Source organism: Halomonas sp. TP35, assembly GCF_052375975.1.
Lineage (GTDB): Bacteria > Pseudomonadota > Gammaproteobacteria > Pseudomonadales > Halomonadaceae > Vreelandella > Vreelandella citrativorans.
The window spans coordinates 227533-245622 of record NZ_JBQSUZ010000003.1 but is presented as its reverse complement, the minus strand read 5'-3'; the positions used below and the strand labels follow the sequence as shown (position 1 = coordinate 245622).

The 18090-nt window shown below is 56.2% G+C and carries 19 protein-coding genes and 2 pseudogenes; 9 read left to right on the top strand and 12 right to left on the bottom strand.

The genetic code is table 11. The features are described from left to right. Nucleotides 1–19: 19 nt before the first annotated feature. Genes ACT3RU_RS06475 through ACT3RU_RS06465 form a run of 3 tightly spaced genes read right to left on the bottom strand, consistent with a single transcriptional unit; the run spans nucleotide 20 to nucleotide 1724 of the window. Nucleotides 20–448 (bottom strand): protein tyrosine phosphatase family protein, encoded by a 429-nt coding sequence (locus tag ACT3RU_RS06475; RefSeq protein WP_153844056.1) that lies wholly within the window; start codon nucleotides 446–448, stop codon nucleotides 20–22. 33 nt (nucleotides 449–481) lie between these two features. Then, nucleotides 482–1390, bottom strand: a complete 909-nt coding sequence (locus ACT3RU_RS06470; RefSeq protein WP_153844057.1) for an MBL fold metallo-hydrolase — start codon at nucleotides 1388–1390, stop codon at nucleotides 482–484. A gap of 37 nt (nucleotides 1391–1427) precedes the next feature. Continuing rightward, on the bottom strand, nucleotides 1428–1724 hold the full coding sequence (locus tag ACT3RU_RS06465; RefSeq protein ID WP_206478145.1) for a hypothetical protein: 297 nt from the start codon (nucleotides 1722–1724) through the stop codon (nucleotides 1428–1430). Between the two features lie 173 nt (nucleotides 1725–1897). On the opposite strand from ACT3RU_RS06465, the gene ACT3RU_RS06460 reads away from it, so the two are divergent. Next, the gene (locus ACT3RU_RS06460) at nucleotides 1898–2242 is read left to right on the top strand and encodes a phosphatase PAP2 family protein (RefSeq protein ID WP_153844058.1); all 345 of its coding nucleotides are present in this window, start codon (nucleotides 1898–1900) and stop codon (nucleotides 2240–2242) included. Here ACT3RU_RS06460 and ACT3RU_RS06455 read toward each other — a convergent pair. Then, a complete protein-coding gene (locus ACT3RU_RS06455; protein WP_153844059.1) occupies nucleotides 2237–4414 on the bottom strand; it encodes a heavy metal translocating P-type ATPase in 2178 nt (725 codons plus the stop codon). The genes ACT3RU_RS06460 and ACT3RU_RS06455 overlap by 6 nt on opposite strands. Nucleotides 4415–4501: 87 nt before the next feature. Here ACT3RU_RS06455 and ACT3RU_RS06450 point away from each other — a divergent pair, with 87 nt between their 5' ends. Then, complete coding sequence (locus ACT3RU_RS06450) at nucleotides 4502–4960, top strand: MerR family transcriptional regulator (protein ID WP_153844060.1); 459 nt, start codon at nucleotides 4502–4504, stop codon at nucleotides 4958–4960. A 37-nt stretch (nucleotides 4961–4997) separates the two neighbouring features. Here the strand turns inward: ACT3RU_RS06450 and ACT3RU_RS06445 are convergent, their stop codons facing one another. Together ACT3RU_RS06445 and ACT3RU_RS06440 are read right to left on the bottom strand one after the other, a co-directional pair. After that, on the bottom strand, nucleotides 4998–6221 hold the full coding sequence (locus ACT3RU_RS06445) for an MFS transporter (protein WP_153844061.1): 1224 nt from the start codon (nucleotides 6219–6221) through the stop codon (nucleotides 4998–5000). Nucleotides 6222–6274: 53 nt separating this feature from the next. Then, complete coding sequence (locus tag ACT3RU_RS06440; protein ID WP_153844062.1) at nucleotides 6275–6550, bottom strand: metal-sensing transcriptional repressor; 276 nt, start codon at nucleotides 6548–6550, stop codon at nucleotides 6275–6277. A gap of 90 nt (nucleotides 6551–6640) precedes the next feature. On the opposite strand from ACT3RU_RS06440, the gene ACT3RU_RS06435 reads away from it, so the two are divergent. From ACT3RU_RS06435 to ACT3RU_RS06425, 3 genes are read left to right on the top strand one after another with little or no spacing between them, the layout of a single operon-like run. Next, nucleotides 6641–7015: a hypothetical protein gene (locus ACT3RU_RS06435; protein WP_206478146.1), complete on the top strand. Its 375-nt coding sequence runs from the start codon at nucleotides 6641–6643 to the stop codon at nucleotides 7013–7015. Between the two features lie 60 nt (nucleotides 7016–7075). After that, complete coding sequence (locus tag ACT3RU_RS06430; protein WP_153844064.1) at nucleotides 7076–7810, top strand: HupE/UreJ family protein; 735 nt, start codon at nucleotides 7076–7078, stop codon at nucleotides 7808–7810. Nucleotides 7811–7825: 15 nt separating this feature from the next. Beyond that, nucleotides 7826–8524: a hypothetical protein gene (locus ACT3RU_RS06425; protein WP_153844065.1), complete on the top strand. Its 699-nt coding sequence runs from the start codon at nucleotides 7826–7828 to the stop codon at nucleotides 8522–8524. A 94-nt stretch (nucleotides 8525–8618) separates the two neighbouring features. Here the strand turns inward: ACT3RU_RS06425 and ACT3RU_RS06420 are convergent. The 6 genes and pseudogenes from ACT3RU_RS06420 to ACT3RU_RS06395 all read right to left on the bottom strand — a co-directional run bounded on the left by ACT3RU_RS06420 (nucleotide 8619) and on the right by ACT3RU_RS06395 (nucleotide 13782). Next, a pseudogene (locus ACT3RU_RS06420) lies at nucleotides 8619–9142 on the bottom strand (manganese efflux pump MntP). 306 nt (nucleotides 9143–9448) lie between these two features. Continuing rightward, a complete protein-coding gene (locus ACT3RU_RS06415; protein ID WP_474189394.1) occupies nucleotides 9449–9781 on the bottom strand; it encodes a hypothetical protein in 333 nt (110 codons plus the stop codon). Between the two features lie 62 nt (nucleotides 9782–9843). Continuing rightward, nucleotides 9844–11517: a phosphoethanolamine transferase gene (locus ACT3RU_RS06410; protein ID WP_483392588.1), complete on the bottom strand. Its 1674-nt coding sequence runs from the start codon at nucleotides 11515–11517 to the stop codon at nucleotides 9844–9846. Between the two features lie 24 nt (nucleotides 11518–11541). Further along, complete coding sequence (locus tag ACT3RU_RS06405; protein WP_474188680.1) at nucleotides 11542–12228, bottom strand: phosphatase PAP2 family protein; 687 nt, start codon at nucleotides 12226–12228, stop codon at nucleotides 11542–11544. Further along, nucleotides 12201–12662 (bottom strand): diacylglycerol kinase, encoded by a 462-nt coding sequence (locus ACT3RU_RS06400; protein WP_483392587.1) that lies wholly within the window; start codon nucleotides 12660–12662, stop codon nucleotides 12201–12203. The genes ACT3RU_RS06405 and ACT3RU_RS06400 overlap by 28 nt, the downstream gene beginning before the upstream one ends. Further along, nucleotides 12646–13782: a glycosyltransferase family 9 protein gene (locus ACT3RU_RS06395; RefSeq protein ID WP_474188682.1), complete on the bottom strand. Its 1137-nt coding sequence runs from the start codon at nucleotides 13780–13782 to the stop codon at nucleotides 12646–12648. The genes ACT3RU_RS06400 and ACT3RU_RS06395 overlap by 17 nt, the downstream gene beginning before the upstream one ends. Nucleotides 13783–14013: 231 nt before the next feature. On the opposite strand from ACT3RU_RS06395, the gene ACT3RU_RS06390 reads away from it, so the two are divergent. The 4 genes and pseudogenes from ACT3RU_RS06390 to ACT3RU_RS06375 all read left to right on the top strand — a co-directional run bounded on the left by ACT3RU_RS06390 (nucleotide 14014) and on the right by ACT3RU_RS06375 (nucleotide 18087). Further along, a complete protein-coding gene (locus ACT3RU_RS06390) occupies nucleotides 14014–14676 on the top strand; it encodes a response regulator (protein WP_474188683.1) in 663 nt (220 codons plus the stop codon). Further along, complete coding sequence (locus ACT3RU_RS06385; RefSeq protein WP_474188684.1) at nucleotides 14673–16073, top strand: ATP-binding protein; 1401 nt, start codon at nucleotides 14673–14675, stop codon at nucleotides 16071–16073. The genes ACT3RU_RS06390 and ACT3RU_RS06385 overlap by 4 nt, the downstream gene beginning before the upstream one ends. Before the next feature lie 10 nt (nucleotides 16074–16083). After that, nucleotides 16084–16518, top strand: a pseudogene (locus ACT3RU_RS06380) (DedA family protein); the annotation flags it as partial. Between the two features lie 315 nt (nucleotides 16519–16833). Beyond that, on the top strand, nucleotides 16834–18087 hold the full coding sequence (locus ACT3RU_RS06375) for a phosphatase PAP2 family protein (protein ID WP_483392594.1): 1254 nt from the start codon (nucleotides 16834–16836) through the stop codon (nucleotides 18085–18087). Nucleotides 18088–18090: the final 3 nt, after the last annotated feature.

Sequence of the window (18090 nt, the reverse complement as noted above, 5' to 3'; positions counted from 1 at the left end):
GGTCCTGCTTAGCAACCGTTTATGGGGTCTGTCCCTCCAGGGCCTGGCGATGATCCTCAAGATCAAAGCCAGCCTCCTTTGCAGCTGTCAACAAGGTTGCCAACTCACACTGGTCCGATTGCCGTCGAGCATAGGCCCATAAGTGAGTGGCACGCTTGCCTGTGCGGCAGAAAGCCAGAATAGGACGGGGAAGCTGTGCTAACGAGTCGGCGAATGCCTGAATATCTTCCTGACTGTATTCGCCCGGCTTGACGGGGATATGTACCCAGGCAAGGCCAAGCTGCTTGGCCTTATGGCGGTAGCTCGCCTCGTCGGGGAAGTCATAACTTTCTCCCGCCACGCGGTTACATATCACCGCGTTAAAACCGCGCGCTTTTACCTCGTCCAATTCATCGAGTGTTAGCGCTGAGGTTATCTCAACGCCTTGTTCTAACGGCTGAGTTTGCAAGGTTGCACCTCATCTCGTGTGGGGTAGCTGAACTCAATCCCAGGCAGCGCCTTCTAAGGCGTCCAGAGGAATTTTCAGATAGCGTTTACCATTGGCCTCGGGTTCTGGCAGGCGTCCGCCACGCGTGTTGACTTGCAGTGCATGCAAAATCAGCTTGGGCATGGGCAGTTCGCTATCTCGCTGGTGGCGCAGCGCGATGTAGTCCTGCTCGTTTTTGCCCGCCAGGTGAGGGTTGTTGGCACGTTGCTCGGCAACGCTGCTTTGCCAGTTCGGCTCGCGGCCATTCGGCATATAGTCGTGGCCGGTGAATAGCCGTGTATTGTCGGGTAGAGCGAGGATTTGCTGGATAGAGTCCCACAGCGCTTTGGCACTGCCCCCCGGGAAATCCGCCCGCGCGGTGCCGAAATCCGGTTGGAACAGAGTGTCGTGAACAAACGCCGTATCGCCGATGAGATAGGTGATTGAGGCCAGCGTATGGCCGGGTGAATGCAGCACGCCGACTTTTAGCTCACCAATATGGAAGGTATCGCCTTCCGTAAACAGGGTGTCCCATTGACGGCCGTCGGTGGGCATTTCTGGCCAGTGGTAAATCTCTTTCCACAACGCCTGTACTTGAGTGACGTATTGGCCAATAGCCGTTGGTGCACCGGTTTGCTCTTTTAGGTACTGCGCGGCGGAGAAATGATCCGCATGAGGGTGGGTGTCAAGAATCCACTCAACCGTCAGGGCTTGCTTGGCGACGTATTCCAGCAGGGCGTCAGCGTTGAACGTTGCCGTCGCGCCGGATTTCTCGTCGAAATCCAGCACTGGGTCGATAATCGCACACTGCTTGGTAGCGGGGTCGCTGACCACGTACTGCACGCTAAACGTCCGTGGATCAAAAAAACCGGCGACGTCGGGCGTGCCTTCTCCACTACTGCGGGAAAGGGCAAAGGTCTGCATGCGTAATCTCCTCCAAACGTGTTTTCGATCGCTAGCGCTATACGAATTTTTTAAAATAATAATTGTTATAAAGATAGCTGATTTTGGAATATAAGCAACAGTCGACCAAAAAAATGCCGCCACCTTGGAAACAGGTGGCGGCTATACTTCCGCAATCGTCGGGGCTCTCGCTGACATCCTTCCAGGTGAAGTGGCTAACCTCGGGCTCGGCCTGGTGGGGCACGCGAGTATGCGGCTGCTGGTGCTTGTCGGCATCATCTTCGCAGCTGTACTTGCTATCGTGTTGCTGATTCGCTTGATGCTGAATAGGTTCGGGGCGGCGTTTGCGGCTCATTAGGCGGTTGCATAAAAGCGGTGCGGGCTGAGCTAGCACTCTGGCATTATCGCTTATCGAGCCCTCGTACGATCTACGACCTATTATCCTGGTCGGTATGTAGCTGACCTTCGTCGCCCCTGCTCTGGTGACTCTGGCCCAAGAGGTGGCCGAGCGGGGCGGGCTGGCTACAGTTGATTGGTCGATCAGTTTGGCGCTTAGCTAACTTCGTACCGAACCGAGTTATCAAGTCGTCCCCCTTTCCCACCGGTTTTGGTGACGCCAAAATCATTATCGCATCTACTGTCGAGGTAGCCTCTTGGCTGCTGCTTAGGCGGTGGCATCTGGCCCTTGGGTTTGTGGTGAGCATCGCCATTGCCTCCGGCATCGCCACGCTGCTCAAGGTCGCAATGTCGATACCGCGCCCGCTTGCGCTTTACGAGGGTGCCCAGGTTTTCGGTTTCCCGAGCGGCCACGCCACCGGTGCCGCGACGCTGATGGGTGGCCCGCCAACAACCGTATCGTCCGTGTGGTTATGATGTGGCTCCGCTTACCCGTTCACGCGGTGACGAAGCACCCGGTGAAAAGCGATAGCCAAGCAGGCGCATGGCGTTTAGCGTGACCAGCACGGTGGCACCAGTGTCGGCCATCACGGCGATCCACATACCGGTGATGCCCAGCGCCGTGGTGACCAGAAAGATGGCTTTAAAGCCCAGCGCCAGCGCGACGTTGGTTTTGACGTTGCGCATGGTCGCCCTGGAAAGATCAATCAGCTCAGCAATGCCGGTCACGCGATTTTTGAGCAGCGCTGCGTCTGCTGTTTCCAGCGCGACATCGGTGCCGCTGCCCATGGCGATGCCGACGTCCGCCGCTGCTAGCGCCGGGGCGTCGTTGATGCCGTCACCCACTTTGCCCACGGGGCCGCGCCCTTGGGCCTGCCAATCGCGTACATAGTTTGCCTTGTCTTCGGGCATCAGCTCGCCGTGTGCCTCAATGCCCAGCCCCGCGCCAATCGCCGACACCGTGCGGGCGTTGTCGCCGCTGAGCATCACAGCTTCCACTTTCAGGCGCGATAAGGCGGCAAGCCCCTCAAGCGCGTCTTCGCGGGGTTCGTCACGGACGGCAATCAGCCCCAACGGGCGGTTGTCCTCGGTCAGTATGGCCAGGCTTTTGCCAGCGTCTTCAAGCGTGGCGATGCGCGCCGCTAGCGCGTCGTCCAGGGGGAACTGCTCGGCCAGATGACGCGGGGTGATCAGGCTTAACGCGCGCCCTTCTACCACCCCGGTAACGCCGCGCCCGGCGAGCGCCCGGCTTTGGCTAGCCGCGGCAATCGTCACACCCTGCTGCTTGGCGTGCGCCATAATGGCCATGGCAATGGGGTGGCTGGCGTCGCGTTCCAGGGCGGCGGCGAGCCTTAAGATCTCGTGGTGTTGCCCTTCATGGCGCCAGTCTTCTACGTCGGTCACCTGGGGGCTACCGGCGGTGAGGGTGCCGGTTTTGTCCAGCGCCACCATCCGCAGCTTGCCAAGCTGCTCAAGCACTGCGCCGCCCTTGATCAAAAGCCCTTGGCGAGCGCCAGAAGAAAGCCCGGCGGCAATGGCGGCCGGGGTCGAAATCACCAGCGCGCAGGGGCAGGCGACCAACAGCAGGGCCAGCGCCCGGTAAACCGACTCCGACCACGCCATGGTGGAAGTCAACGGCGGTACGATGGCTACCAACAGGGCGACCCCTATCACCGCGGGCATGTAGTAGCGCGCAAACTGATCGATAAAGCGTGCCACCGGTGCTTTGGCCGCCTGGGCCTCTTCCACCAAGCGAATAACCCGTGCGATGGTATTGTTCTCGGCGCTACGCGTTACCTCGACTTCCAGCGCGGCATCCAGGTTGACCGTGCCAGCGAACACGTCGTCGCCGAGGGCGCGCAGGCGGGGCACGGATTCGCCGTTCACCGGCGACTCGTCAATATCGGACTCGCCTGCGAGGATACGGCCATCGCAGGGCACCCGGTCGCCGGGCCGCACCAGCACGCGCTGCCCCGGTTGTAGCGTAGCGGCGGATACCTCGTGCAGCTCGTTGCCCTCCATCAGCCGGGCGGAAGACGGGGTCAGCTTGGCAAGCGCCGAAATGCTGCGCCGCGCCCTGGACGCGGCAACCCCTTCGAGCAATTCGCCCACCGCAAACAAGAACACCACCAACGCCGCTTCGGCGGCGGCGTCAATCGCCAAGGCCCCAAGTGCTGCGATGCTCATCAGCATTTCGATGGTGAAAGGGTTACGTACCTTGAGCGCACCCCAGGCAGCCTGCAAAATTGGTACCAGGCCAAACAGGGTTGCGGCGACAAATGGCCAGTTGCCCAGTGCGGGCCATACCAGCCGAAGGCCAAAGGCGGCGACCAATAACCCCCCTGACACCATCACCAGCCGGCCTTTGGTGGTCTGCCACCACGCGGAGGGCGAGGCGTCAGGCTGGGTCTCATCGGCAAGCTGGTAGCCCAAGTCATTGAGTGACTTGGCGATGGTGTCGCGGGAAGCCGTGTTGCCGGGGCCAAGCTGGAGATTGACGGTGCCGGTCACTGAGCTTGCGGTTACCTCGCCAACCCCCGGCAAGCGGCCTAGCGCGGATTCCACCTTGCGCTCGCAGCCACCACAGTCCATGCCCTCCACCCGCAGGGTAAGAGCCGTTGGGGGCGCTTGGTGTGTCGAGGTATCCATGGTGCATCTCCTGCCAATGGGTTACTTTTAACAAGCGTAAACCCTGTAGCCACTATAGGTTCAAGTCATTGGGGGAGATACCTGAAGATGTCAGAGATGCAATCGACCGTCAGCATCGGCGAGCTGGCGCGTAGAGCCAGCTGCAAACCCGAAACCGTGCGCTATTACGAACGTATCGGCCTGCTGCGTGAGGCAGCGCGAACGGAAGGCGGCCAGCGCCGCTACGGCGCGGCAGCGGTCAGGCGGCTGACGTTTATTCGCCATGCGCGCGACTTTGGCTTTTCCGTGGAGGCCGTACGCGAGCTGCTGGCGATGTCCGACCGGCCCGATATGCCGTGCGATGAAGTCGATACGCTGGCCAAGCATCATTTAGAGGAAGTGGAATCACGGCTGCAGCGGCTGTCTGCGCTGCGCGACGAACTCAAGCGCATGGTCAGCCAGTGCGCTGGGGGTAAAGTGCAAAGCTGCCGGATCATTGAGGTGCTAGGCGACCATCAGCTATGCATCAGTGATCAGGCGCACCAAGGCGCGCACGACCTGGGGTAGGGGTTCTCGACCTGAGATAGAGGCGCGCAACGCTGTTTTAAGGCCGCAAAGACGACGCGGCAGGCTGTGTCCTTTCAGGGTCATGAGATGGCCAAGTAATCACGGCGGCCACGCATGCTAATAACGCTACGCTACCCAAAACAGCAAAGGTATAGGCGACACCGATAGTGGCGCCCAGCCAGCCCGCGAGCGGGTAGGTTACAAGCCAGCAGGCATGCGATAACGAGAACTGAGCAGCAAATAACGCCGGACGCTCCTCGGCCAGGCATGACTGTTTCAGCAAATGCCCTGAGGGGGTCAGGATCAGCGCCGCGCCAGCGCCGAGCATCGCCCACAGGCCAAGTAGCTCCAGGTAGGCCGGGGTCAGTAAGCCTAAGTAAAGCCCCAGCGTGAGTAACCCGCCCCCTACCAACATTGTGGCGCGTATGGTCACACGCCCCAGGATTTTGGGTAGCAGCAGTGCCACCAACATGGAGCCTGCGCCTGCCGCCGCGAAGGCAATGGCAACGTCGCGTTCACCCAGCCCAAGCGACGAGCGCACGTATACCACAGTGTTAACGATTTGCATGGCACCAGCAGCAGAAACCGCCAGACTTAATGCTAAAAGCCCTCTCAAACGTGGCGTTTGAAGGTAAACGCGTAGGCCATAAGTGATACGCTTCCAGACTGTGGGAGCATCCGCCTTAAGACAAGCGGCGGGCAATGCCACCGAGGCCACCAGTGCCGCTGAGCCAACAAACGCCAGTGCATTAAGCACAAACAGCACATTAAAACTGAGCAATGTGAGTAACGCGGCGGCAACTACGGGGCTTAGCAGATTCTCTAAATCGTATGCCAAACGAGACAGCGATAGCGCCTGGGTGTAGTCGGCTTCTTTTTTCAAGATATCTGGAATGGTGGCTTGGAACACCGGCGTGAAGCCAGCAGAACAGGCATTGAGTAAAAAAATCAGCAGGTAGATGTGCTCTATGCGGCTAACAAAGGGAAGTGCGCACACTACGGTGCCGCGTATCAGGTCCAGGCTGATCAGCAGAGCGCGGCGCGGCAGCCGCGCCGCATAAGCACCCACCAAGGGCGCAATGATGACATAGGCCACCATTTTGATCGCCAGCGCCGTTCCCAGTACAACCCCAGCTTGGCCAGCGGCAAGTTCGTGCGCCAGCAGGGCGAGAGCCACCGTGGTCAGCCCTGTGCCGATAAGAGCGATAACCTGGGCCATGAAGAGATGTCGGTAAACCCGATGACCAAGCACTTGAAACATGAGGCCTCCATAAGCAAAACAGGCGAAGCGACCCTATGAGGGAGCTACCCAAACTAGAGATAGCGTGCAATCGCTTTAAAGTCTTTGACGTATTCGCGCTGTAACGCCGTCAACGGGCCGATGGCCGCCTCCATGCAGTGGTCGATATGGTCCTGGACCAAGGTTTTTTTGGCTTGCTGAATGGCTTTTTCCACGGCGTGGAGCTGCTGGGCGATCTCTAGGCAGGGCCGCTCGTCTTCTATCATGTTGGTCACGCTTTGCAGGTGGCCGCGTGCCCGGTTAAGCCGCTTGATAATCTCTGGGTGTGTCTGGTGCGTATGCGATGTCATGCTGTGTCCCCTTTTTTTATGTTCCCATCCCCCTGGAGGGGATGTTAGGCTATTCAGCCAGCTTTTACTACCATTGATGAGCCACTCTTGATGCTTGCGCACGGCACGTTACGTCAACGCCTGGGATACGCGATATTACTGCTGATAGTGATGCAGGGACTGCTCGCGTCTGGCATTGGCGAAACGCTGGCCCATGGCACGCAAGGCTCCGCCGTGGCTGCGCATGTGCATGAACACAGCGACTCAGGCGGCCATATCACCCCCTCTTACAATGTTGAGGAGCGAGCTGGTGAATTCAGCTCGCCCCACCATGAAAGTGGCAGCCACTTTCATGAATCGGCGGATCGGCTGGCAACGGAACTGCTACACGAACCGATCCTCATCGACTCCCTGCGCGTCGGCTACCCGGATGGTGTGCCGTTACGCCGCGTCTTTCGCCTTGAGCGACCTCCACGTCCGGCTTAGTGCGGTACCACCAAGGCTGCCTGCTGGCAGCCTAGACCCATTAACACGTTTGGAGGTTTTATGTTGCCATCTCAACAAGGTGGGCGGCTTGGCGTGGGCTTTACGCTGCGCCGAAGCTACCTGCTATTGCTTTCGCTTATGGTGTTGTTACTGACCGCCAGTGGCGATGCCTGGGCTCATGCCGTCGCTGAAGGCGATAAAGGCTATATCCAGGAGATTTACGGCGTGCATTTGATGTCGTTTATCTACCTGGGCGCCAAGCACATGGTCACGGGCTACGACCATATTCTGTTTCTGCTAGGGGTGATTTTCTTTCTCTACCGGATGCAGCACATTGCCATCTACGTCAGCCTGTTTGCCATTGGCCACTCCACGACCATGCTGCTGGGGGTGTACTTCGATATCGGCATCAACAGCTATGTGATTGATGCGATTATCGGCCTTTCTGTCGTCTACAAAGCCCTGGATAACCTCGGTGCTTTTCAGCGCTGGTTTGGCGTTCAGCCCAATACCAAAGCCGCGACGCTGATATTTGGCTTGTTTCATGGCTTTGGGCTGTCGACCAAAATCATCGAATACGAGATTTCCTCAAACGGTTTGTTGGCCAACTTGCTGGCGTTCAACCTGGGCGTGGAGATCGGCCAACTGCTGGCGTTGGGTGCCATCCTTATCGTGATGGGCTTTTGGCGGCGCACCGGCGGGTTTTTGCGCCATGCCTACACGGCCAACGTGGCGATGATGTGTGCGGGTTTTATGTTGGTCGGCTATCAGCTTACCGGTCTGTTTGTTTCTTAAGTGACGGAGTGTTTTATGTATAACACGGATCTTCCTACCCGAGCGGAGCTGCCATCCACGGCAAAACTGCTGCGCTCTACGCTGCTGGCCGCCATCATCGCCAGCGTTTTGTTGGTCACCGTGGTGTTGCCAGCCGAGTACGCCATTGACCCCACCGGCGCGGGCCGCGTGCTCGGCCTTACCCAAATGGGCGAGATTAAAACCCAACTGGCCGATGAGGCCGCCGAAGACCGCGCCAATACCGCAGCGGCTGACACGCAAGCGCCGGAGCCTTCGGCCGTGCCTGATATAACGATTGTGCGCGAAAGCGCCGAGCCCGCGACCGAGCGTGAGGTGGACGCCGAGGCGGCGGAGCAAAGCCAGGCCGAAAGCCAGCCTGATAACCAGGCGTCGTCCGAAACTTGGCGCGATGAAGAGCGTTTCACGCTGGCACCGGGCGAGGGCGTTGAGTACAAGCTGACCATGGACGAAGGCGCGGTGGCGACGTTTGATTGGGTCTCTGAAGGCGGGCCGATCAATTTTGATACCCACGGCGACGGCGGTGGCAATTCGGTGAGCTACGAGCAAGGGCGCGGGGTGCCCGAAGATGATGGCGAGCTGGAAGCGCAGTTCACCGGCAACCATGGTTGGTTTTTCCGCAACCGCAACGACGCGGAGGTAACGGTGACACTGCGCACCGGGGGAGATTACGGTGAGCTTAAGCTAATGCCCTAAAAGCGTTATGTATTACAACACTCCAACTGGGTCATAAAGCAGTTGGAGTGTTGGCAAAGATTTCTCAAAAATTGCGCTAGTTTTAGAGTCATGCTCACAAAAAAGCGGTGTGCTCGGCCAACACGCCCAAGCCAATACCGATCAGCATCATCCCACCGATCAGCTCTGCCCAGTGGCTGATGTATTTACCCAACTGGTGACCTAATAAGGTACCAATGGAGGCCATGAGTGTAGTGGCTAGCCCAATAGCTAGGCTGGTAGCAATAATGTTGGCATCAAGAAAGGCAAGGCTCGCGCCTACAGCCATCGCATCAATACTTGTGGCGACAGCCGTTAACACCATAACCATAGCGTTTGCTGTTTTTGGGCAGCTTTTGCGTCTTTGCTCAGGCCTGAATACACCATATGCAGGCCGATCACCAGCAAGATGGTAAACGCAACCCAGTGGTCCCAGGCTTCGACCAAGCGTTGCGATGCCACCCCGGCTATCCAGCCCAGCAGCGGTGTGATGGTCTCTATCGTACCAAAAATCAGCCCGATACTGATGGCGTGACGAAACGAGGGTTTGTTTAGATCCGCGCCTTTACTAATGGAGGCAGCAAAGGCATCAGCCGACATAGAAAAAGCCAAAATCAGCATGGTGGTAAATGTCATGGGATGAAGTCTCTTGCGGAACCCAAGCGCGTTAGCCCAGTAGCGCCTCGCGCCGCTATACTTGAGTTTTTTACTCAGGTATTAAAAGACTTCTGATATTAACACTTTGCAATAGGTAAACAAGGCGAAGTATTAAAAATAAAGTTCGTCTAGTATGAAAGGTATAGCTTTGGCTAACAAGGTTTCTGAGCTCGCTATAACTTTCCTGAGTCTTTATCACTTTACTAATTATGTTAGTTAAAGAATTGCTCAGTCGAGTTGATAATTTGACTACGCGAGTAAACGTAAAACAACCAGTGACCCAATGCCTGCGGCTCCCAGAGCTTCCAATGTTTCGATCAGATCATTGGCGGTGGGCTCTGGCGCGCCGTACGGATAAAAAAACCTAAGTAACCGCGCAATAACGCTTGCTGCTATGCTTAATGCGGCAATAATTATCGTGATCAAGCTGATGTCGATCAATTCTAGTAACACCGCTAAGAAGATGGTTAAAATAAGGCTGACATTTAAGGCAAGCCACTTTCCAAAATAGGTATTGCTAATATTGTTGGTTTTCAAACTATTAAAACCCCGAGAAGAGTTTGATAAGCGTAATAAGACCATGTGATCACACCTTTGTGGTTGTCAGAATATAGACACCATGCCACCGAAGACTTAACGATTACTTAAGCGTTGCGGCTGAATGAGCGACACGGTTGGCTTATGTCCTTTTCTTGTTGATAAACCTCAGTGGTTACACCGAGCAGGCCCAATACGCTGTGGAACAAATTATCGTGCGAGGTCGCTTGGTGGGAGTTCTGGCGTATGCAATTCATGTCGAGCCCTTGCTGCTGCGAAAACGCGCTGGAAAGCCACCAAACCATAGGCACATGGGTCTGTTCATCGGGGGCAATGGCGTAGGGAATGCCGTGCAAATATAGGCCTTTTTCGCCCAGTGATTCACCATGATCCGAGAGATAGACCATCGCAGTTGCGTAGTCATCCTGACGTTTTAACGTCTCAATTACCTGATCCAATACGGTGTCGGTATATAAAATGGCATTGTCGTAGCTATTGGTAATGGCATCTCTTGAGCAGTTGGCTAAATCAGCAGTGGTGCAAGCAGGAACAAAACGTTCGTAGTCAGCTGGGTAGCGCTGATAATAGCTGGGCCCATGGTTGCCTAGCTGATGCAGCACGACTACTTGATCAGCAGCGGTATCACTAATTTGCGTGCTCAAGGCTTGAACCAGTGCCTCGTCCAAGCATCGGCCATCTTGGCATAAAGGCGCATAGTCCTCCGGCGAGAGCGTTTTTGTCGTCACTCCTTCGCAGACGCCTTTACAGCCTGACTGGTTATCGAGCCAAGTGACCTCTAACCCGGCGTGAGCCAATACATTCAGCAAGGACTCATGCTGCTGAGCATAGGATTTAGCGTAATCGGCACGCCCCGGTAACGAAAACATGCAGGGTAATGAGACAGCCGTGCTTGTGCCGCATGAGGAAACGTCTGAAAAATTAATAACGCCAGGCTGCTGGGCAAGTTTGGGCGTGGTTTGGCGCTCATAACCATTTAATCCCCAGTTCGCTGCGCGCACCGTTTCGCCGACCACGATAACGAGCAGTGTAGGTTTTTCATCGGCTTGTGAACTGATATGGGCATCCTCACCCACTGGGGATCGCACTGTATTCGCGGTAGCATGTTGGCTGGAAAGCGCCTGGACCATCGAAACAATATAATTACCTGGGGTCACCAAGTAACGAACCTCTTTATGGTTGCGCATGAGTGATGAGACTTCTTGATAGGACAAAACGATCGCTATCAGCAATATCGCTGTACTGGCGAAGCAATAAGCTAAACGTCGCAAAATAGCCTTCATCCAGGATGAAGGCGTGATGTTAACTCGCCAAATAATAAAGGTAGGCAAGCCAAAAAAGATGGCCAGGTGAACCAGTAAACCAGCGGTAAGGAGTTCCCGTGCTTCTTTGGTGTCCGTTTGAAGCACATTGTCTAACATGGCGGTGTCAAAATAGGTGCCGTACTCACTGGTAAAGTAACTGACGAAGGCGGCTATTAGAAACAGTAAGGTTAATAAGGGTTTCACCAGCGGTCGAAAAGCGAGGATAATGAAGACCAAATAGTGAAGGCAGGTCATTATCAAGAACATACTGGCAAAGGTCAGCCATGTCTGGGTGGCAAGAAGGTCATAGCCCGCGAGGGCTTGTTGCCAAAAAGGTATATTGTAAAAAACACTGAATATAACAACGGCCCACAAGACAAGCTGCTCTGTGCTTAATGTGGGGCGATAGTGCCAAATGGTGTCAATAATTTTTGAAGGCAAGGACAGCAAAGAAGGCATCGAGAAGCTCACTTTATGAAAAGATTAATGGACTCGGGGAGTTAATAATATTCTTGAAAGGACAAAGCTTACGCTCCAGCAAATCATGATGGTCCAGAGGTCGTGAGACAGAAAGTGCGCCCCGCGTACCTGTTGAGTGATGCCAAACGTCAGGCCAAGCCCCAATCCCAGCGCAAGACCTGCCCACCGCCAATGGGGCCTGACGGAGGCAAAAAAGAAGTAAAGGGCCATCCATGTATACCCTGCGCTGGCATGCCCGGCTGGAAAACAAGCAGACGCTGGCATTGAAGCAGGGCGCATGGTGAGCAAGCCAATAAAGTCTCGTGCCCCACCATATCGAACTAAATCCCAAGGGCATTCCATGCTCACCAGGTGTTTAATCATCGCAACAAGTAGCGTCGAAAGAAGCGCTGCGGAAAAAAGATATAAAAGCGGTGTGCGATAATCTTTAAGGCGATTAATCGAAGTGCTTAGTATCAACAATAGGAGTGTGACTAAACCCATGGTCAGGCTTAGCCATTTACCACCTTTGTGAACAACATCTTGGGTGATCAAGGCGTCTTTCCATGCCCAGGTATTACCCTGAAGACGATATACATAGTCGGTTAGCGTAAAATCTATATTTAAAAAACTGAAAGCTGACATGGCAACCAGAAATAAAAGCCAAGCGGATGCCAAGGGTTTTAGAAAACTTGGTTGAGAAAAACGCATAACCATACACCCATCATCAAAAAAATGGTCATCATGACGGCGGCAGCCCCCATATCTTTAGCGCGCCCGCTAAGTTCGTTATGTTCTAGTCCGATACGGTCAATGGTACTTTCGATGGCGGAGTTGATGAGCTCCACTATCAATACGAGAGTGAGCGAAGAAAACAGCAACGCCTTTTCAGCTAAATTAAAATTAACAAGAAATAAAAAAGGGTAGAGGATTAGACAGAGAGTCACCTCTTGTCTAAAGGCAGACTCATTTATCCAGCAAGCTTTTAAACCGGATATTGCATTTACAGATGCAAGGAGGATTCGTTTAACTCCCCTTCCATTAGGCTTTGGGTTAATAGTGCTTTTTTGCAAAATAAGGCGCTCGTAAAAGAGTTGGGTATTAAACAGGCATGGCTTTGCTGACTGATCAGCTAGCCAGCGCATTGAAGTAGACAGGTTCAGCTTGTGTTTCCTGGGCAAGCGTTGCCTGAATGGCGTTCAGAACGTCGAGGTGACTTGGTTGCCAGAGCGGGGTGTCAAACGGGCCTTGCGGGGCAAACCTGAGCGACTTTTTCTCCCGTAACAGCGCGATGCTGGGTACATCCAGCGCCGCGGCTAAGTGCATCGGGCCGGAGTCCGGTGTTATTAGCAGTTGGGCGTTGTCCAGCATGGCGGCAAATTCGCGCAGCGGCCTGGGGTAGCAGAGCGAGCCAAAGGTGGCGGTAGCCATGTGTTGCGCAAGCGTGGGCGCAAGCCTTGCCTCTTCTGGCCCCACAAATACCACGTGCGCGAGCGAGCGTGTTTCCAGGTCGGTGATGAGCCGTAGCCAGAAACTCAGCGGCCAACGCTTGTTCTGATGGCCACCCACAAACACGGCTATAAAGGGGGCACCGTTGCCATTGGCTTGCATAGGCACTGCGAGTTGTTGGAGCTGGCTCAGTGCCTGCTGGCGCTCAGCTAGGGTGAGAAGCAGCGTTGGGCGTGGGCGGCAGGCAATGCCCAGCGGGCGTGTCAGCAATACGATATCCTCGTAGGCGTGAGATGCGCGCCCTTCCACTTCAACGTGATAGCTGCGCAATGCGCCACGGCGACGGCCCATGCTGTAGCGAGCATTAATCAAACGCGTAACCATCAAGCCGGTGGTCGAGCCCGAACTGACTTGTACCGCCAGGTCGTAACGCGCAGCACGCAGCTGGCGTAGCAACGAGAGGCACTGCCAAGGGCGTAAAATCGCCGTGCGTGATAGCACATGAAAATAATCCACGGGCTGTTGGGCGAGGAGGGGCAGCGTTTTATCGGTGGTTAGGTAGTCAATGCGTGCTGCGGGAAAGCGCTGGCGCAGGGCATCAATCACTGGGGTGCTGATCAGCGCGTTGCCAAGACGGAAATTGGGGCGAATAATCAAAATACGTGTTACGCCTTCAAGGCTATCGATGGTTTCTGGCGAAGGTGGTGGCAGCATCCGCTGAAGAGCAGCCACCAGAACCCGTTTTAGGCGCTTTTCTAACCTGCGTGCGAGGGTCTTCAACTGAGGGTTGGTTCTAATACGCGAGAGCAATAGCATGCGCGAGCACTCCGATAAGGCCTGAACGTTTTGATGATTGTTTCGACGGCTTAGCTAATTTCTATGGGCAGCTTGGGGCGGGGAAACTTAAGATCGACTTAAACGCTCGCGTATTGGTCAATAAAAAAGGGTGAAAAACCTGGTAAGCCAGAAAATAGCCTTCAATGAAATGTTGTTAAGTAAGCCTTAAGGGATCATCGCGATGATGATGCTTTTAATCGGGAGGGGGCTATGCGGCTGCTACTAATCGAAGATGACCCACTACTCGGCGATGGGATTAAAACGGCTCTGGAGCGCGAGGGCTATACGGTGGACTGGTTTACCAAAGGCCGCGAGGCACTCAGTGCGGTTAGCAGTGAAGCCTTCACTGCCATGATTCTTGACCTTGGGTTGCCGGATATGGATGGAATGCAGGTGCTGCATCAATTAAGAAAGGACTCAGCGTTGCCGCTTTTGATTCTGACTGCCCGCGATGCCATCGAAGAGCGGATCCGCGGGCTGGATGCTGGTGCTGACGACTATGTGCTTAAACCATTCGACCTCCAGGAGCTGCTGGCGCGCCTACGTGTGCTGACACGCCGTGCCGAGGGTCGCGCCTCCCAGTTGATTACCCTTGGTGCGCTCAGTATTGACGAAGCGCAGCACTGCGTTTTATGGCGGGGGAAAGAAGTGAAGCTAGGAAGACGAGAATATGCTTTGCTGCTGGAGTTGGCGAGGCACCCCAATAAAGTCCTCTCTCGCCCTCGGTTGGAGAACCTGCTTTATGGCTGGGGGGAGGAAGTGGAATCTAATGCAGTGGAAGTCCACATTCATCATCTGCGTAAAAAATTCAATAAGGGGCTGATTATCAACGTTCGCGGCATTGGCTACCGTCTAGACAGTGAGACGGTATGATCTCGATTCGGCGATATTTAGTTCGGACGTTAGCGCTGGTCATTGTCATCGCCGTTGGGCTATCTGCCATCGCGGCCTATCTGATCACAGATCACGAATTGGAAGAAATCCTGGATACTCAGCTCAGTTTGCATAGCCGTATTGTGGCCAGCCAACTCGACCCCGATGCCACCCAGAACGACTATGCTCGCCTCGCCACACGGATGAGTCTTCCAGAACATCCTGCCCGGCAATATAGCGAAGGCGAGGCGATAATCACTGCCGACAATATTGCCCCCACGCTCTATCACGAAGAAGAACTTAAATTAGTGCTGGGCTTTTGGGACGCACAAGGGGCACCCAAACTACTGGGAGGCAGGTGGAATGATGCCGGGCCATTTCCCACGCCGCATGAAGAAGGCTTCCGCTGGGAAAATTACGATGGACATCGCTGGCGAGTTTTCAGCATGTTCGACGTGGCCAGCGATACGTGGATCAGCATGGGATTGCGGAGCAGTTTTCATCAGGAAGTGGTAGAGCGGATGACCTGGAACAACCTCTGGCCGATGCTGCTGCTGTTGCCGCTGCTGTTATGGCTGATGAACCGAATTATTCGGCGTGGCATAGAGCCAGTCCAGGTGCTTTCCAATCAGGTACAAGGGCGAAGTGCCCATGATTTGAGCCGTATCGAACAGCCTGTGCCTCAAGAGCTGGGGGGATTGCGCAGCTCGCTCAACGACTTTATTGCCCGGCTGGAAGAAACGCTGAAACGCGAGCGGCGCTTTACCGCTGACGCGGCTCATGAATTACGCACACCGCTGGCAGCGCTGAAGATTCACCTGGATAACGCCAAGGCGGGTGGCGAGCAATCGTTACAAAAGGCCTATATCGGGGTCGAGCGGCTGCAGCGGGTGGTGGAGCAATTGCTCGTACTGGCGCGCCTCGACCAAGTTGCTGCGACGTCCGCAAAGGCGGTGGACCTTTACCCGATTGTCGCCGAGCTGATGGCAGAGCTCTGGCCAATCGCTGAACAGCGCAATCAGCACTTGGTACTCACTGGCTTAACTCGCCTGGAGGTAGATGCCGACGGCGTCGAACTGGGTATTCTCGTACGTAACCTGCTGGATAACGCCTTGCGCTACACGCCGGAAGGTGGCCGTGTGGAAGTTGAGTTGACGCATTGGCAAGGCCTGCCGCAACTGATCGTGCGCGATACCGGCCCTGGCCTCCCTGCAGAGCTGTTGGATAAAGTGACCGAGCGCTTTCGGCGCGCCTCGGGGCAAGAAACGACCGGCAGTGGGCTTGGCCTTTCGATTGTTGCGGAATTGGCCCAACGCCAACATGCCGTGCTGACCCTTACAAACCGCGAACCCAGTGGGCTAAATGTAAGCATCAGGTGGGGGGGCAATTCTAGATGAAGGAAAAGACATGACGCTTGGTGAGCTGATGGCATCGCTGACAATGTTTCTCGAACAACACCAGTGGATTGCGGTGGTGGCGGCCTTCGTGCTTGCGGCCGGAGAATCAATCATCGTCATCGGGGCCCTCGTGCCCGGGACCGCCGTGCTGGTTGCCCTAGGTGCCGCCATTGGCCTTGGACATCTGGCGCTATGGCCGATCCTGATTGCCACAACCCTTGGGGCAATCGCCGGAGACGGTCTGTCTTTCTGGGTCGGTCATCAATGGCGCGATGGCATCACTACCGCATGGCCGCTTAAGGGACGTCCAAACCTTATCCATACCAGCAATGCCTTCTTCGCCCGCCATGGCGGCAAGAGTATCCTGATCGCCCGTTTCACACCGGGAGTGCGCGCCGTGATACCGGTCATGGCAGGAGTGTCGGGCATGGCCCCCGCCCGTTTTCTGGCGGCAAACGTTACTTCCGCAATCGTCTGGGCTCCCGCGCACATCCTCCCCGGCGCAGCGGCTGGCCTCGGGCTCGGCCTGGTGGGGCACGCGAGCATGCGACTGCTGGTGCTTGTCGGCATCATCTTCGCAGCTGGCCTCGCTATCGTGTTGCTGATTCGCCTGATGCTGACTAGGGTCGGGCCAGCGCTTGATGTCCTGCGTTTGCGGCTCATTAGGCGGTTGCGGAAAAGCGGCGCGGGCCGAGCTAGAGCTCTGGCAATATCGCTTCTCGCGCCCTCGGACGATCTGCGACCGCTCATCCTGGTCGGTATGCCGCTGGCCTTCGTCGCCGCCGCTCTGGCGATGCTGGCCCAAGAGGTGGCCGAACGCAGTGGGCTGGCGGCAGCTGATCGGTCGATCAGCCAGGCGCTTAGCCACCTGCGTACCGAACCGGGGGATCAAGTCGTCACCTTCCTCACCGGCTTTGGTGACACCAACGTCATTATCGTATCCACTGCCGTGGTTGCTGTCTGGCTGCTGCTGCGTAGGCAATGGCACCTCGCCCTTGGGTTTGTGCTGAGCATCGCCATTGCCTCCGGCATCGCCACGCTGCTCAAGGCCGCAATGTCGATACCGCGCCCGCTTGCGCTTTACGAGGGTGCCCAGGTCTTCGGTTTCCCGAGTGGCCACGCCACCGGTGCCGCGACGCTGATGGGGCTTCTCATCTGGTTTGCCTGGACCGGCTTGCCGCCCCCCTGGCGCAAGGTGATAGCTATGTCGCTCTCTGTCATCGTGGGTATCATCGCGTCCTCGCGCTTGTATCTCTCTGCCCACTGGCCATCGGATGTCGTTGGCGGCCTGCTGCTAGGAACCGGGCTTACGCTATGCTTTGCACTTGCCTTTCGTCGCACCGACCTGCGTAAGGCCAGGCCGGGCATAACGATCACGCTGGCCTTGACCGCCTTCCTCGGGTTCGGGGCCTGGCATTCATGGCAGGCCCTGCCGCAGGCCGTAACCATGTACACGCCGCCCCCGGCACCCGTGCAGGTCATTTCCCGCGATGCCTGGCTTACCTCGGGCTGGCAATCCCTCGCGGTGCGTAGAACCGACCTGGTGGGCGAAACGGAAGAACCCTTCGCGCTTCAATGGGCGGGAACGTCGGCTGCCTTAGAGACAGCGGCGAGAAATGCCGGCTGGGTTCGCGCCGACGGCCTCACCTTGCAGACCCTGCCACGCTATCTCGACTCGACAGTCTCAGTTGACGCGCTACCAGTGATCCCGCGGCTACAGGATGGCCAATTGCCTGTATTGACCATGATCCGGCCCGCACAGAACGGTAATAGCCGCGACGTTCTGCGCCTATGGGAATCAGACACGACGCTTTCCGACACCGGCGGGCAGATGCCGATTCTACTCGGTAGCGTGGAAACCGAAGTCATTAGTCGCGCTGTCGGCATGATCAATTTGCCAGTGGTACATGAGGTTGCTTACCCCTCTCGGCACGGTCTCAGTCTAACGGGCACGCTACGTAGGAGGGAAGATGGCCAGCCGGTGCTGCTGGCACCAGCCGATCCGGCGGGGTGAGAA

Bases quoted from the DNA above. Each gene is read 5' to 3' on its own strand.
- ACT3RU_RS06470 (WP_153844057.1), bottom strand. From the start codon at position 1,390: ATGCAGACCTTTGCCCTTTCCCGCAGTAGTGGAGAAGGCACGCCCGAC.
- ACT3RU_RS06430 (WP_153844064.1), top strand. From the start codon at position 7,076: ATGTTGCCATCTCAACAAGGTGGGCGGCTTGGCGTGGGCTTTACGCTG.
- ACT3RU_RS06435 (WP_206478146.1), top strand. From the start codon at position 6,641: ATGCTTGCGCACGGCACGTTACGTCAACGCCTGGGATACGCGATATTA.
- ACT3RU_RS06465 (WP_206478145.1), bottom strand. From the start codon at position 1,724: ATGAGCCGCAAACGCCGCCCCGAACCTATTCAGCATCAAGCGAATCAG.
- ACT3RU_RS06390 (WP_474188683.1), top strand. From the start codon at position 14,014: ATGCGGCTGCTACTAATCGAAGATGACCCACTACTCGGCGATGGGATT.
- ACT3RU_RS06415 (WP_474189394.1), bottom strand. From the start codon at position 9,781: ATGGTCTTATTACGCTTATCAAACTCTTCTCGGGGTTTTAATAGTTTG.
- ACT3RU_RS06425 (WP_153844065.1), top strand. From the start codon at position 7,826: ATGTATAACACGGATCTTCCTACCCGAGCGGAGCTGCCATCCACGGCA.
- ACT3RU_RS06455 (WP_153844059.1), bottom strand. From the start codon at position 4,414: ATGGATACCTCGACACACCAAGCGCCCCCAACGGCTCTTACCCTGCGG.
- ACT3RU_RS06445 (WP_153844061.1), bottom strand. From the start codon at position 6,221: ATGTTTCAAGTGCTTGGTCATCGGGTTTACCGACATCTCTTCATGGCC.
- ACT3RU_RS06385 (WP_474188684.1), top strand. From the start codon at position 14,673: ATGATCTCGATTCGGCGATATTTAGTTCGGACGTTAGCGCTGGTCATT.
- ACT3RU_RS06450 (WP_153844060.1), top strand. From the start codon at position 4,502: ATGTCAGAGATGCAATCGACCGTCAGCATCGGCGAGCTGGCGCGTAGA.
- ACT3RU_RS06375 (WP_483392594.1), top strand. From the start codon at position 16,834: ATGCCGCTGGCCTTCGTCGCCGCCGCTCTGGCGATGCTGGCCCAAGAG.
- ACT3RU_RS06405 (WP_474188680.1), bottom strand. From the start codon at position 12,228: ATGCGTTTTTCTCAACCAAGTTTTCTAAAACCCTTGGCATCCGCTTGG.
- ACT3RU_RS06395 (WP_474188682.1), bottom strand. From the start codon at position 13,782: ATGCTATTGCTCTCGCGTATTAGAACCAACCCTCAGTTGAAGACCCTC.
- ACT3RU_RS06440 (WP_153844062.1), bottom strand. From the start codon at position 6,550: ATGACATCGCATACGCACCAGACACACCCAGAGATTATCAAGCGGCTT.
- ACT3RU_RS06400 (WP_483392587.1), bottom strand. From the start codon at position 12,662: ATGCGCTGGCTAGCTGATCAGTCAGCAAAGCCATGCCTGTTTAATACC.
- ACT3RU_RS06410 (WP_483392588.1), bottom strand. From the start codon at position 11,517: ATGCCTTCTTTGCTGTCCTTGCCTTCAAAAATTATTGACACCATTTGG.